We start from the raw sequence: 13,741 nt of genomic DNA on the forward strand, positions 1-13,741 counted from the left end.
TTCGAAGAGTCCCGCACATCATTCCGGCGCGCCGCTCGTCATCCCGGCGCGCCTTTGGCCGGGATCCACACGGAGCCCATTGGGTTGCAGTGGATCCCGGCCAAAGGCATGCCGGGACGACAGGGAGGCCGGGTTGTCAGTATTCGGCGCGCAGGTGGGTGACATCGCCGGCGGCGACGGCGCGGTCGCCGATCAGCAGGCGGCCGTGTTCGTCTACGCCCGTGGCGATTCCGGTGAGCACCTCACCGCCGGGAAGTTCGGCGCGGACCTGTGCGCCGATGGTGGAGCAGCGGTCGCGGTAGTCCGCCGACAGATCGGCGATATCCCAGCCGGTGGCTTCCCAGGCGGTGAAGCGGCGGGCGAACTCGCGCAGAATGGCGGCCGCCAGCGCGGTGCGATCCGGGTCCGGATTTCCCGACAGCACCAGCGAAGTGGCATGCGGGACAGGCAGTTCCGCCTCGGTGAGACTCACGTTCAGGCCGATGCCGACCACCACCGCGGGATCACTGCCCGCGGCCGCGATCTCGGCGAGAATGCCCGCCAGCTTGCGCCCGTCGACCAGAATGTCATTGGGCCACTTCAGGATTGCCTTCACCCCGGTCGCCGCGCACACCGCGTCGACCACCGCCACCCCGGTCAGCAGCGGCAGCCACCCCAGCACCGCCGGATCGATACCGCGCGCCCGCACCAGCAGCGACATGGCGATCTGCGCGCGCGGCGGGCTCACCCAGGTCCGCTCGTGCCGCCCGCGCCCCCGCTCCTGCGCCTCGGCGAGCAATACCAGGTGATCGGTATGCGAATCGGCCGCACGGGCAACCAGATCCGCATTCGTCGAACCGGTCGACTCCACCAGATCGATCTCGGTGAAGAACGCCCGCTCGGGCGACTCGGCGAGAGCGCTGCGCAACCGGGCGATATCCAAGGCTGGCCTGTCCATGCCCGCAGGCTACTCCACGCGCGGCACCGGACATATCGCCACCGAAGTCCGCCCCGGCGCGCCCGCCGTCACCACCGAACGCGCCGCCGCCACTCGGATGCACACCCCGGCCGCTGCCGGTACCCGTGACATGGTCCGGGTCGGTGATCGTCGGCCGCGGCTCGGCGATCCTCCAACTCGTGATCGCAGATACCGCCGCTCGATCCGCCTGATGACTGCTCCAACTCCACATAGCCGCCTCCCCTGTCGCCCGTTTCGGATGCGACTCCAGAGTCCTCGGCAATGCGGTTCGGCACCAATGATTTTCGCTCAGGCGGTCGCGCGGGGCTGCAATCCGAGGAATCCGGAAGTGAAGCGGTGTACCGCTTCCAAGCCGTCGTCGAGTGCCGTCTGATAGCCGTCGCGGACCCAGCCGGTCACCTCGGCGGTGCCGTCGGTGCCGGGAGTCACGCCGATCTCGGCGACCATCTCGGCGGTGGTCGGAACGCATACCGCCCACGAGAAGTGGGTCTCGTCGGCCCATTCCGCGGTCCGGCGCGCCACATAGTCCGGATCGGTGATGCCGCCGTCCGCCAGGGCGGGCCGATCGTCGATCCGCTCGTCCGCGCGCATGGCGCGCAGGTACCAATTGCCCGCATTGATCTCCATGGGTTCCATCAGCGCCCACGCCGCCGATCCCGGTGGTCCCGTCGCGATTCCCGCTGCCGGTTCTTCCGCTCCCGATTGCCCTCACCGAACAGCAGCGCACCGGCGACCGGAATCAGCAGGAACACCCACCACTGGCTGGTGACGAAGAAAAGAATCACCGCGATGATCGGAACGATCGGCATGATCCGCTCCGGCCAGTTCGACCCGAAGCGGGGCTCACGCTTCGCGGGCGAGGCACTATCGCTTTCCACCGCGGGCAGATCCGTGAACACCGTCTCGAGATCGCCGCGCGTCATCGCCGCCGCCACAACCCCACTGCGCTCATCGAATTCGGCCACGCTGAGCCGCCCCGCCGCGAAATTGTCCGATAGCCGCTTCATGGCCTCTTCCCGCTCCGCGGTGCCGATGCGAATGTCCGGTGGTTCAGCCATATACCGACCTTATCGCGCACGGTCGAGCCCCGCGCCCGCCGCAAGGGGTTCGCGCCCCACGCAGCGTGGGGCAGCAGGGTTCTCGGGGGCTCCGCCCCCGAACCCCGGGAGAGAGAACTTGGGGCAAGCCCCCGAACCCCCTCGGAGAACCGGATTCAGCGCACCCTCGAGCGATAGCCGCTAGGACCACACCCTCGGGCCCCGGACACGGGAGCTCGGGCCACGCCCTCGAGTCACCGGAGTTACTCAGGCCCAGACCCTTGAAAGCGTTTGGGCCGCTCACATTGTGAGCGGCCCAAACGGGAAAGCTGTTGCCGGGCGGTCAGATCCGGCGGGAGATCACTTGATCTCGGCCAGGACGGTGCCCTGGGTGATGGCGGCGCCCGCCTCCACCGCCAGACCGGTGATGACACCGGCCTTGTGCGCGGTGACGGGATTTTCCATCTTCATGGCCTCGAGCACGACGACCAGGTCGCCGATCTCGACACTCTGGCCCTCTTCGACGGCGACCTTGACGACGGTGCCCTGCATGGGCGCGGTCACCGAGTCACCGGACGCACCGGCGCCGGCCGCGCCACCACGCTTGCGCGGCTTCGGCTTCTTGCGGATGACGCCCGCACCGTTGCCGGCGGGGGCGGCGGCAGCACCGACCGAGAACTGGCCGGGCAGGGAGACCTCGAGGCGGCGGCCGCCGACCTCGACGACCACCTTCTGCCGGGGGCCCTCTTCGTCCTCATCGATCGGCACACCACCGGTGTACGGCTCGATGGGGTTCTCCCAGTCGTTCTCGATCCACTTGGTGTAGACGTCGAACTTGGTGCCGTCGCCGATGAACGCGGGGTTCTCGACAATGTGGCGGTGGAACGGCAGAACCGTTGCCAGGCCCTCGATCTGGTACTCGGCCAGGGCGCGAGCGGCACGCTGCAGCGCCTGCTCCCGGTTCTCACCGGTGACGATCAGCTTGGCCAGCATGGAGTCGAACTGGCCGCCGATGACACTGCCCTCGACCACACCGGAATCGACGCGCACACCGGGGCCCGCGGGCTCCTTGTAGACGACGACCGGGCCGGGGGCGGGCATGAAACCGCGGCCCGCGTCCTCACCGTTGATGCGGAACTCGAACGAGTGGCCGCGCGGCGTCGGGTCTTCCTTGATCGAAAGCTCATGGCCCTCGGCGATGCGGAACTGCTGGCGCACAAGATCGATGCCAGCCGTTTCCTCCGTCACCGGGTGCTCGACCTGCAGGCGGGTGTTCACCTCGAGGAAGGACACCGTCTCACCCTGCACCAGGTACTCCACCGTGCCGGCGCCGTAGTACTCGGCCTCCTTGCAGATGGCCTTGGCCGAAGCGTGGATCTTGCCGCGCACCTCGTCGGAGAGGAACGGCGCGGGGGCCTCCTCGACCAGCTTCTGGAAACGACGCTGCAGCGAGCAGTCACGGGTACCGACGACGATCACGTTGCCGTGCTTGTCGGCGAGCACCTGCGCCTCGACGTGGCGGGCCTTGTCCAGGTACTGCTCCACGAAGCATTCACCGCGGCCGAAGGCGGCAATGGCCTCACGGGTGGCGGACTCGAACAGCTCCGGGATCTCCTCGATGGTCTGCGCGACCTTCATGCCGCGACCACCACCACCGAAGGCGGCCTTGATGGCCACCGGAACGCCGTACTCCTTGGCGAACGCGACGACCTCGTCGGCGTTCTTCACCGGATCCTTGGTGCCCGCGGCCATCGGAGCGTTGGCGCGCTGCGCGATGTGGCGCGCGGTGACCTTGTCACCCAGATCGCGAATGGACTGCGGCGAGGGGCCGATCCAGATCAGACCGGCATCGATCACGGCCTGCGCGAATTCGGCGTTCTCCGAAAGGAACCCGTAACCGGGGTGGATGGCATCGGCGCCGGCCTTGGCGGCAGCGTCGAGAATCTTGGCGAACACCAGGTACGACTCGGCGGAAGTCTGGCCACCGAGCGCGAAAGCCTCGTCGGCGAGTTTCACGAACGGCGCATCGGCGTCCGGTTCCGCATACACCGCGACGCTGGTGATACCGGCGTCCTTGGCAGCCCGGATCACGCGCACGGCGATCTCGCCTCGGTTGGCTACGAGGACCTTCGTGATCTGCGCGTTGGCATGGTTGGGCACTGAGCCTCCTGTGCTGGAGATAACTTCGTCTTGGGCAGTGTAGGCAGTGTGCCAACAACTCCCGAACCGGGATAGGGCTACCGATCGGTAGGCCCGAAATTACTCGCCGGGGTCGGCTCCGACCACTATGGGTGCGCCAACGGCATTTGCCCATTCGGTCCAAGAGCCGTCGTAGTTGCGGACGCCCTGCACACCGACGAGGTAGGTCAGGACGAACCAGGTGAGTGCGGCCCAGCGACCGATACGGGAGTACACCAGCGGCGGCACCCCGTCGGACACCCCACCGTAGATGACATCCAGCTCCGCGCGGGGGCGGAATCGAGAATCCGCACCGACCGAGGCGCTCCACGGAATGCTGACGGCCGTCGGAATGTGGCCGGCGCGCAGGGCCTGCTCCTCCGGACGGTCCAGCACCACCAGTTCGCCGGTGTACTCGCCGAATTCGCGGGCGTCGATCAGCGGGCCGCCCAGCTGCGCCACCACATCCACGCGGAACGCACGCGCGGTCTTGTCGTCGCGCTCGACGACCGGGTATTCGCCCGGAACCGGATACGGCACCTCGAAGGTGGTGTCGCGGGCCTCGGAGATCCAGGCATCCCGGCCACCGTCCAGCAGGCGCACGTCTTCGTGCCCGAAGAGGTCGAACACCCACAGGGCGGCGGCCGCGGTGCCATTGGCCCGATCGCCGTAGATCACCACGGTGTCGTCGCGTCCGATACCTTTGGCACGCATCAGCGCGGCGAAGGTTTCACCGTCGACGACATCGCGTTTGCTCGGATCCATCAGCTCGGTTCGCCAATCGATCTTGATGGCGCCCGGGACATGCCCGATGTCGTATAGCAATATGTCTTCGTTGGACTCGATGATCTTGAGTCCCGGCGCGCCGATGTTTGCCGACAGCCATTCTGTGGTTACTAGTCGGTGAGGATGTGCGAAGGAACCGAACGAGGGATGCGGATCCGGGGCAACGGGCACAGTGTGGTCCTTCACGCGTGGTGGGTTGGGTGTCGGCGATTCGAATCTCAGCACCGATCGTAGGCAAGTAGCGGCAACGAAACTCGTTTCAGATCACGAATCGGGTGATTGAGCGAATTAAGCGCAGCTTCATCCGATAAAGTCTCCCGAGAGGAGGGGTGAGCTATGTCCGATTCTTGGCCGCGACGACGACTGCTCGCGATCCTACGTGGCGCAAGCGAGCCTCTCGATGCGCAGGAACTGGCCCGTGTCACCGGTCAGCATGTGACTACGGTGCGTTTCCATTTGGATGTGCTCACCCGCGAATCGCTGGTCCGGCAATTTCAGCAGCCCCCGCGGGGTCGCGGCCGGCCGCGCATCGGCTATACCGCCGTGCAGCGATCCGTCGGTTATCAGGAATTGGCACAGGTGCTCGCTGACCAGCTCGGCAGCGATCCGCGCCGCCGGTCCGACGCCGCCATTTCGGCCGGACGCGTCTGGGGTTCGAAACTCGAAGCGGTGGACCAGCCGGTCGAAACGCTCGACGATGCCCGCGATCTCACCATTACGGTCGCGTCCGAACTCGGATTCGCGCCCGAACGCGATCACGCCGGCGAAACCGATGAACAGTCGCTGATCCGGCTCACCGCGTGCCCGCTGCGCGAACTCGCGCGCACCCATTCCGAAGTGGTGTGCGGCGTCCATCTGGGACTCATGCGAGAAGTGCTGGACCACAACGGCGCCCGGGATACCGTTTCCGTCCGCCTGCATCCGTTCGTGGAGCCCGAATTGTGCGTGGCGCGACTGGAACTGCTGACGGCCCGGACGGCCGAGGGCGTGCCCGGCGTGAACGGCGATGCCGAGGAACCACGGCTCGCGACCTCAACGAGCCGCGTCGCTCCACAATTGCGTAGCCCCGACGCCCACCTCGGCAAGCAGTCGACGAACCAGCGGTAGACCGATACCGATCACGCTGGAGGGATCACCCTCGATGCGATCGACGAACCAGGCGCCGCGGCCGTCCAGCGTGAAGGCCCCGGCCACCTGCAGCGGTTCACCCGTGGCGATGTAGGCATCCAGCTCATCGGCATCGGGTTTGGCGAAATGCACTGTGGTGGAACTGCAATCGGCGGCCTCGGCGACGATCTCACCGTCGCGCAGCCGCAGTACGCAGTGCCCGGTCAGCAGATCGGCGCTGCGCCCGGCCATTTCGGACCAGCGCGCCCGCGCGACCTCGGCGGTGAGTGGTTTGCCCTGCAGCACACCATCGACGAGCAGCATCGAGTCACAGCCCACCACAACGGAATCGGGGAATTCACCGGCCAGCGTGGGAGCGACATCGCGCGCCTTGGCGCGAGCCAGCTCGATCACCACTCGATCGGGGGCGGTGCCCGCGGGCAGAGCCGCGGCAACGGCGTCCTCGTCCACATTCGACACCCGGACCACCGGTTCGACACCCGCATTGCGGAGTACCCCGAGCCGGGCCGGAGATTGGGACGCCAATACGAAAGTCGTCACAGGCGCTGTCTCATTTCGACGTATCGGAGGCACGGGCACTGCGCGAAGGTACTACAGGGAACGCACGTCAGCGGCGGGGAGGCGGCGCGGGCGCCCCCTGGCCCTGACTGTCCCGCGAAGTCAGTCGCGGTGCGACAGCGCGGGAAATGCGTACGGCGAGAACGGCGACGAGCCGCGGTGCAGCAGTGTGGGGTTACCCCACATATCGGCGGGACCGTTGTCGGCGGATCCACCGGAGACGCTCGAGGCGGCGGCGAAGACAGCCACCAGGGCGGCCAGTTCGACATCGCTCGGATTGCCCTTCAGAACCTGGATGACCGGGCCGATGTTCGACGGTTCAGTCTCGGCTACAGCCGTTTCGACCGCTTCCGTCAATCCATCGACGGCCAGATCCAGTTCGGCGGCGCTCAGTACTTCTTCGTCAGCCATGGTCGTCACAGCGCCAGTCCTCCTGTCCAATTGCCGCCCGGGTAGGGCGGCTGTTCACGGAAAGTGGTTCAAGTCCGCAAACGGTAATAGTTTCGACCCTCTACGTCGAGGGCCGGTCTCTACCATCTTTACTCGGATGAGGCGTTCCTGCGCGGTACGGGAAACCGGCACGAAGCATGCCGGACCCTAGCCTCAGTGTGCGCCTCACACCGCGCTTATCGTCGAATCAGAGCGGAATGTTGCCGTGCTTCTTCGGCGGCATGGTCACCATCTTGCGTTCCAGCAGACGCAGCGCCGAAACGATCTGGCCGCGGGTGTGCGAGGGCGGGATGACCGCGTCGACATAACCGCGCTCAGCGGCCACGTACGGGTTGACCAGCGTGTCCTCGTACTCGTTCTGCAGCTCGAGGCGCAGCGCGTCGACATCGGCGCCTTCGGCTGCCGCGTCCTTGAGCTGCTTGCGGTAGACGAATCCGACCGCGCCCGAGGCGCCCATGACGGCGATCTGAGCGGTCGGCCACGCCAGGTTCACATCGGCGCCCATGTGCTTGGAACCCATGACGTCGTAGGCGCCGCCGTATGCCTTGCGGGTGATGATTGTGATCTTACCCACAGTGGCCTCACCGTAGGCATAGAGCAGCTTGGCGCCACGGCGGATGATGCCGTTGAACTCCTGGCCGGTCCCGGGCAGGAAGCCCGGGACGTCGACCAGCGTGATGATCGGGATATTGAACGCGTCGCAGGTGCGCACGAAGCGCGCGGCCTTCTCCGAGGCGTCGATGTCCAGGCAGCCCGCGAACTGCGAGGGCTGGTTGGCCACGAAGCCGACGCTGCGGCCGTCGATGCGGGCGAAGCCGATGATGATGTTCATCGCGCGCTCGGCCTGCACCTCCAGGAACTCGTCGTCATCCACCAGGCGCTTGATGACCTCGTGCATGTCGTACGGCTGGTTCGGCGAATCCGGGACGATGCTGTCGAGCTCGAGGTCCTCGGCGGTGAGCGAGTCCTCGATGGCGCCGACGATCGGATCGGTGGCCGGGAAGCGCGGGGCCTCGGCGCGGTTGTTGCTCGGCAGGTAGTTGAGCAGATCCTTGACGTAATCCAGGGCGTCCTGCTCGCCGGAGGCGACGTAGTGCGCGACACCGGACTTCACCATGTGGGTGTGGGCGCCGCCCAGCTCCTCCATGGTGACTTCCTCACCGGTGACGGTCTTGATCACGTCGGGACCGGTGACGAACATCTGGCTGGTCTGGTCGACCATGACGACGAAGTCGGTCAGCGCCGGGGAGTACACGTGCCCACCCGCGGCCGGGCCCATGATGAGCGAGATCTGCGGGATCACGCCGGAGGCCTGGATATTGCGGTGGAAGATCTCGCCGTAAAGGCCCAGGGAGACAACGCCTTCCTGGATGCGTGCGCCGGCGCCCTCGTTGATGCCGACCAGCGGGCGGCCGGTCTTCAGCGCCAGATCCATGACCTTGACGATCTTCTCGCCGTAGACCTCGCCGAGCGAGCCGCCGAAGACGGTGACGTCCTGGGAGAAGATGCAGATGTCGCGGCCGTCGATGGTGCCGTAACCGGTCACCACGCCGTCGCCGAGCGGACGCTGGTTCTCCAGGCCGAAATTCACGCTGCGGTGCCGGGCGAGCGCATCGAGTTCCACGAACGAGCCCTCGTCCAGCAGGGCGAGGATGCGCTCGCGCGCGGTCATCTTGCCCTTGGCGTGGACCTTGTCGACCGCGGCCTCACCCATCGGGTGCTTGGCCTCTTCCAGCCTGTTACGCAGGTCAGCGAGCTTCCCGGCGGTGGTGTGGATATCGGGGGCGCCCGCCGACCCCGGCGAAGGCTGCTGCTGGACACTCGTCATGCCCGGAGTGTAACCAGTGCCAGTGCCCTCTGGTAATCCCGGCAGGGCTACTCGCGAGTACGGTTATTGACTACTCGCCAGTTAATATCCGCAGGTAGATACCCGATTACGAGGGCCGCAGCGGTTTGGCGGCCGCGAAAAATTTCGCCGTTCACACCGGTGCCGGACGGACTCGAACCGCCCGGAATGTTCCGGGCGGTTCGAGTAGGTTGCCGTGTGGCTCGCGGCAATACCGTGCGGCTCAAGGCAATACGCGGTCCAGTGCGTCGACGGCCTCGTCCAGCTCCGGAACCGTGACGGTGAGCGGTGGCCGGAAACGAATACCCCGCTCGCCCGTGCCGAGGATCAGTACGTGCTCCTCCTCGCGCAGTGCGGTCACCACCGAGTCGCGCAATTGCGCCGTTTCGAGTGTGATGGCGCACATGAGACCGCGTCCGCGTGGCTCGGTGACTTCGATGCGGGCATCCGCCAATTCGGTGAGCCGCCCCAGCAGGTGCGTCCCGAGCTGCGCGGCGCGCGCCACGAGGCCCTCGTGCTCGATCACCTCGAGAATGCGGCGGGAGCGCACCATATCGGTGAGATTGCCGCCCCAGGTGGAGTTGAGCCGCGAGCTGACGCGGAAGACATTGTCGGGTACCTCGTCGATGCGCCCGCCGGCCATGATCCCGCACACCTGGGTCTTCTTGCCGAAGGCCACGATGTCGGGCTCCAGGCCCAGCTGCTGATAGGCCCACACGCTGCCGGTCATGCCGACGCCGGTCTGCACCTCGTCGAGAATGAACAGGGCGTCGTTGTCGTGGCAGAGCTGCTGCATCGCCCGCAGGAACTGCGGGCGCAGATGCCGGTCGCCGCCCTCACCCTGAATGGGCTCGGCAATGAAACACGCTATGTCGTAAGGGTTTTCAGCGAAGGCTAGGGTGGCCTGGTCGAGCGCGTGCCGCTCGGCGGCCTCGATATCCGGATGATCGTCGCCCACGTACGGGGTGTCGATGCGCGGCCAGCCGAACTTCGGGAACCTGTCGGTCTTGACCGGATCGGTATTGGTCAGCGACAGCGTGTACCCGGTGCGGCCGTGGAACGCTCCGGTCAGATGCAGCACCTTGGTGCCGAGTTCCGGTGCGCGCCCGTGCATTTCATTGTGCCGGGACTTCCAGTCGAAGGCGGCCTTGAGGGCGTTCTCGACCGCCGGGGCGCCGCCGTCGATGAAGAACAGGTGCGGTAGCCGCGGATCGCCGAGGACACGCGCGAAAGCGTCCACGAAGCGCGCCATTTCGACGGTGTAGACGTCGGAGTTGCTGGGCTTGTTGAGGGCCGCGGCGGTGAGGTTCGCGAGGAAGTGGCGGTCATTGGCCAGCACCGGATGGTTCATGCCCAGCGCCGAGGAGGCGAAGAAGCCGAACATATCCAGGTATGCCGTGCCGTCGCGGGCGTCGACAAGTCTTCGGCCGCAGGATTTTTGCAGGTCGAGGACTAGATCGAAGCCGTCGGCGAGGATGCTCGCGGACAGGATTTCATGCACCCGGGCGGGGGTGACCAACTCACGTCGAGTTTTCAGCGTTTCGGCAACCGCCCCGAGCCGATCGAATTCGAGGGTCACTCCCCCAGGGTAAGGGAATCTTTACGGTTTTGTCCGTAAATTTCGATGTAATTACGAGAGGCGCCTACTTGTCATAGAATGTCTGCAGAATGATGGTGCTTCGAGTCCGAACGTTGGCCGTCGCGCGAATCTCCTGCAGCAGCTGCTCCAGATGCCGGGGGGAGGCGACACGCACCAGCAGCATGTAGCTCTCGTCACCGGCCACCGAGTGGCAGGCTTCGATGCCTGGGATGTGCTGCAGCAGCGCGGGCGCGTCATCGGGCTGCGACGGGTCGAGAGGAGTGATGGCTACGAATGCCGAGAGCATCTGCCCCAGGGCTTCCGGATCGACATTGGCTGTGTAGCCACGGATCACGCCTCGCGCCTCCAGCCGCCGGACCCGCGACTGCACCGCGGACACCGACAGATTGGCCTTCTCGGCCAGATTCGACAATGTGGCGCGGCCATCGGCAATCAGCTCGCGAATCAGCAGACGATCTATGTCGTCGAGTTGTGGTTTCGCCGGTGTATCCGCCATCAGCGAAGGCTAACGCAGCGAACCGAACTCGTGGCCGGAACCCATCACCCGGCGCATGCCGCTATCGACCAGGGAGTAGTCGATGACCCCCGCACTGACCGCAGACAGCACACGTGAACTGCGCACCCGCACGGAGGCGCTACTACGCGGCCTCGGCGTGGAATCACCCGAACCGGGCGCGCTCTCGGCTCGTACGCCGATCACCGGCGGCGAGCTGACCAGCCTGCGGCCGAGTACCGCAGACGAGGTGGACGGCGCCATCAGCCGGGCCGCCGCCGCCTTCGAGGGCTGGCGCACCGTACCCGCGCCGCAGCGCGCGGCCGTGGTCCGGCGGCTGGCGCAATTGCTCACCGACCACCAGGCTGAGCTGGGCGAACTGGTCACGCTCGAAGCCGGGAAGATCGGCGCGGAGGCCCGCGGCGAAGTCCAGGAAATGATCGATATCTGCGAGTTCGCCATCGGCTTGTCGCGGCAGCTGTACGGGAACACCATGCCGTCGGAGCGGCCCGGGCACCGGCTCATGGAGACCTGGCATCCGCTGGGTGTGGTGGGCGTGATCTCGGCCTTCAATTTCCCGGTCGCGGTGTGGGCGTGGAATACCGCGCTGGCGCTGGTGTGCGGGGACACCGTGGTGTGGAAACCGTCGGAGACCACACCGCTGACGGCGCTGGCGTGCCATACGCTGCTGCGGCGGGCGGCGGCGGATGTGCGCGCGAATCCCGAAGTGCACCAGCTCGTTCAGGGTGCGGCCGAGGTCGGCGAGCAGCTGGTCGACGATCCGCGCGTGGCGCTGGTCAGTGCGACCGGATCGGTGCGGATGGGCCGGACCGTGGCCCCGCGCGTGGCCGCCCGCTTCGGCCGCTGTCTGCTGGAGCTGGGCGGCAATAACGGTGCGGTGGTGACGCCTTCGGCGGATCTGGATCTGGCCGCGCGGGGCATCGTGTTCTCGGCTGCGGGTACCGCGGGGCAGCGGTGCACGACACTGCGGCGGCTGATCGTGCACGTGGATGTGGCCGGGCCGCTGCTGGATCGCATCGCCTCCGCGTATCGCCAACTGCACGTGGGCAATCCGCTCGAGGACGGCGTGCTGGTCGGGCCGCTGATCGATAGCCGGGCGTATGCGGGCATGCAGGAGGCGCTGCGGCGCGCACAGGAGGACGGCGGCGAATTGATCTGCGGCGGTGAACGAGTCGAGGGTTTCGGGGACGACGCGTACTACGTCCGCCCGGCCCTCGTTCGCATGCCCGCGCAGACCGAGGTGGTTCGCGAGGAGACCTTCGCGCCGATCCTCTACGTCCTCACCTACCGCGATCTGGATGCCGCCATCGACCTGCACAATGGTGTCCCGCAGGGGCTTTCGTCGGCGATCTTCACGCAGAACCAGCGGGAGGCCGAGCGTTTCCTGGCCCCGGACGGGTCCGACTGCGGCATCGCCAATGTCAATATCGGCACCTCGGGCGCGGAGATCGGCGGCGCTTTCGGCGGTGAGAAGCAGACCGGCGGCGGCCGGGAGTCCGGCTCGGACTCCTGGAAGTCCTATATGCGGCGCGCCACCAATACTGTCAACTACTCCACCGAACTTCCGCTGGCACAGGGCATTCGGTTCGAGTAGGCGGCGTACCAGCCCGGGTTGCGCACCCCTGGCGCAGAGGTTCGACCCGGCGGGAGACGGCAGACCCGTCCGTACATTCGGTTCGAATGCGGCGACCCGACCGGAGACGTGTGAACCGTCTGAGCGACGTGTGAACCGTCTGAGCATTCCGTTCGACTACGGCGGCCTGGCACGGGCAACGGCCCGAACCCCCCATGCGGTTCGGGCCGTTGGCGTTTCGGGTCAGTCGCGGTCGTCGGTGGCGATGGCGCGGATCTGGGCCTCGTACTTCGCGCGGGTGCTCTCGTCGGAGGGGTGCAGGGCGCGGTCGCCATTGATGAGGCGGCGGACCAGTCGGATGGCGGGCTCCGGTGTCGCGGCGAAGAGCGCGTCGATGGGGCCGAGGTAGTTCGGCACGGCGACCTCGGCCTTGCGGGTGCGGACGGTCTGGACGACGGCGGCGGCCACATCCTCGGGCTCGACGGTGGGCATGCCCGCGCCGAGGGCCAGGCCGGAGGACAGGCGGGTGCGCACGGCCGACGGCATGATGGTGCTGACGCTGACGCCGTACGGCGCGAACTCCAAACGGGTTGCGGCGGAGAGACCTACGGCCGCGAACTTGCTGGCGTTGTAGACGGCCAGGCCCGGGATCGGGATCTTGCCCGCGAGCGAGGCGACATTCACGATATGACCCCGACCACGCTCGACCATGGCGGGCGCGACCGCGCGCATACCGTGAATGAGGCCCCACACATTGACGTCGATGGTGGTGTGGCCCACGGCATCCGGCTCGTCGAGGAAGGCGCCGGCGGGCATCACACCGGCATTGTTGACCAGGATGTCGATGCGGCCGAAGTCGGCGACCACCTTGTCCCACTGCTCACGATTGCGCACATCCAGCGCGAACGCCTTCGCGCCCAGGGCGGCCGCGGTGGCCTGGGCGGCGGTGGTGTCCACATCCGCGATGGCCACCTCGGCGCCCTTGCTGATGAACAGCTCGGCGGTGCACTGGCCGATGCCGCGGCCCGCGCCGGTGATCAGCACCCGTGCACCGTTGAGATCGATTGCGGGGTAGTTCTTTCCGAGGATGCTCATACTGTGTCCTTTTTCGCG

General features: G+C 66.8%; 13 protein-coding genes. 2 read left to right on the forward strand and 11 right to left on the reverse strand.

Features of this window, described 5'->3' with window-relative positions:
* Positions 1-136: 136 nt before the first annotated feature.
* From OG716_RS26090 to OG716_RS26110, 5 genes are all read right to left on the reverse strand, one after another.
* A complete protein-coding gene (locus OG716_RS26090) occupies positions 137-937 on the reverse strand; it encodes a biotin--[acetyl-CoA-carboxylase] ligase (RefSeq protein ID WP_405133343.1) in 801 nt (266 codons plus the stop codon).
* 309 nt (positions 938-1,246) lie between these two features.
* A complete protein-coding gene (locus OG716_RS26095; RefSeq protein ID WP_405133344.1) occupies positions 1,247-1,594 on the reverse strand; it encodes a hypothetical protein in 348 nt (115 codons plus the stop codon).
* The gene (locus OG716_RS26100; protein WP_405133345.1) at positions 1,594-2,016 is read right to left on the reverse strand and encodes a DUF1707 domain-containing protein; all 423 of its coding nucleotides are present in this window, start codon (positions 2,014-2,016) and stop codon (positions 1,594-1,596) included. The genes OG716_RS26095 and OG716_RS26100 overlap by 1 nt, the downstream gene beginning before the upstream one ends.
* A 339-nt stretch (positions 2,017-2,355) precedes the next feature.
* On the reverse strand, positions 2,356-4,155 hold the full coding sequence (locus OG716_RS26105; protein WP_405133346.1) for a biotin carboxylase N-terminal domain-containing protein: 1,800 nt from the start codon (positions 4,153-4,155) through the stop codon (positions 2,356-2,358).
* A 99-nt stretch (positions 4,156-4,254) separates the two neighbouring features.
* Positions 4,255-5,130 carry a sulfurtransferase gene (locus tag OG716_RS26110; RefSeq protein WP_405133347.1) on the reverse strand — a complete coding sequence of 292 codons (876 nt, stop codon included), beginning with the start codon at positions 5,128-5,130 and terminating at the stop codon, positions 4,255-4,257.
* 165 nt (positions 5,131-5,295) lie between these two features.
* Here OG716_RS26110 and OG716_RS26115 point away from each other — a divergent pair, with 165 nt between their 5' ends.
* A complete protein-coding gene (locus tag OG716_RS26115; RefSeq protein WP_327143922.1) occupies positions 5,296-6,066 on the forward strand; it encodes a transcriptional regulator in 771 nt (256 codons plus the stop codon).
* Here OG716_RS26115 and OG716_RS26120 read toward each other — a convergent pair.
* The 5 genes from OG716_RS26120 to OG716_RS26140 form a co-directional block, all read right to left on the reverse strand.
* Positions 5,992-6,627, reverse strand: coding sequence for a Maf family protein (locus OG716_RS26120; protein ID WP_355124794.1), 636 nt, complete (start codon positions 6,625-6,627; stop codon positions 5,992-5,994). The genes OG716_RS26115 and OG716_RS26120 overlap by 75 nt on opposite strands.
* A gap of 120 nt (positions 6,628-6,747) precedes the next feature.
* Positions 6,748-7,056 (reverse strand): acyl-CoA carboxylase subunit epsilon, encoded by a 309-nt coding sequence (locus OG716_RS26125; RefSeq protein WP_355124881.1) that lies wholly within the window; start codon positions 7,054-7,056, stop codon positions 6,748-6,750.
* Positions 7,057-7,282: 226 nt separating this feature from the next.
* Positions 7,283-8,923 carry an acyl-CoA carboxylase subunit beta gene (locus OG716_RS26130; RefSeq protein ID WP_327143920.1) on the reverse strand — a complete coding sequence of 547 codons (1,641 nt, stop codon included), beginning with the start codon at positions 8,921-8,923 and terminating at the stop codon, positions 7,283-7,285.
* A 241-nt stretch (positions 8,924-9,164) separates the two neighbouring features.
* Positions 9,165-10,478, reverse strand: coding sequence for an L-lysine 6-transaminase (gene lat / locus OG716_RS26135; protein ID WP_405139920.1), 1,314 nt, complete (start codon positions 10,476-10,478; stop codon positions 9,165-9,167).
* Positions 10,479-10,584: 106 nt separating this feature from the next.
* Positions 10,585-11,037 (reverse strand): Lrp/AsnC family transcriptional regulator, encoded by a 453-nt coding sequence (locus OG716_RS26140; protein WP_067562135.1) that lies wholly within the window; start codon positions 11,035-11,037, stop codon positions 10,585-10,587.
* An 82-nt stretch (positions 11,038-11,119) separates the two neighbouring features.
* Here OG716_RS26140 and OG716_RS26145 point away from each other — a divergent pair, with 82 nt between their 5' ends.
* A complete protein-coding gene (locus OG716_RS26145; RefSeq protein ID WP_405133348.1) occupies positions 11,120-12,649 on the forward strand; it encodes an aldehyde dehydrogenase family protein in 1,530 nt (509 codons plus the stop codon).
* A gap of 222 nt (positions 12,650-12,871) precedes the next feature.
* On the opposite strand, the gene OG716_RS26150 is transcribed toward OG716_RS26145, so the two are convergent.
* Positions 12,872-13,723 (reverse strand): SDR family oxidoreductase, encoded by an 852-nt coding sequence (locus OG716_RS26150; RefSeq protein ID WP_405133349.1) that lies wholly within the window; start codon positions 13,721-13,723, stop codon positions 12,872-12,874.
* Positions 13,724-13,741: the final 18 nt, after the last annotated feature.

The organism is Nocardia sp. NBC_01388 (genome assembly GCF_045040085.1).
GTDB lineage: Bacteria > Actinomycetota > Actinomycetes > Mycobacteriales > Mycobacteriaceae > Nocardia.

Excerpts from the sequence above, each read along its gene's own strand:
- OG716_RS26140 (WP_067562135.1), bottom strand. The coding sequence starts at position 11,037 with ATGGCGGATACACCGGCGAAACCACAACTCGACGACATAGATCGTCTG.
- OG716_RS26100 (WP_405133345.1), bottom strand. The coding sequence starts at position 2,016 with ATGGCTGAACCACCGGACATTCGCATCGGCACCGCGGAGCGGGAAGAG.
- OG716_RS26125 (WP_355124881.1), bottom strand. The coding sequence starts at position 7,056 with ATGGCTGACGAAGAAGTACTGAGCGCCGCCGAACTGGATCTGGCCGTC.
- OG716_RS26150 (WP_405133349.1), bottom strand. The coding sequence starts at position 13,723 with ATGAGCATCCTCGGAAAGAACTACCCCGCAATCGATCTCAACGGTGCA.
- OG716_RS26090 (WP_405133343.1), bottom strand. The coding sequence starts at position 937 with ATGGACAGGCCAGCCTTGGATATCGCCCGGTTGCGCAGCGCTCTCGCC.
- OG716_RS26095 (WP_405133344.1), bottom strand. The coding sequence starts at position 1,594 with ATGGAACCCATGGAGATCAATGCGGGCAATTGGTACCTGCGCGCCATG.
- OG716_RS26145 (WP_405133348.1), top strand. The coding sequence starts at position 11,120 with ATGACCCCCGCACTGACCGCAGACAGCACACGTGAACTGCGCACCCGC.
- OG716_RS26115 (WP_327143922.1), top strand. The coding sequence starts at position 5,296 with ATGTCCGATTCTTGGCCGCGACGACGACTGCTCGCGATCCTACGTGGC.
- OG716_RS26130 (WP_327143920.1), bottom strand. The coding sequence starts at position 8,923 with ATGACGAGTGTCCAGCAGCAGCCTTCGCCGGGGTCGGCGGGCGCCCCC.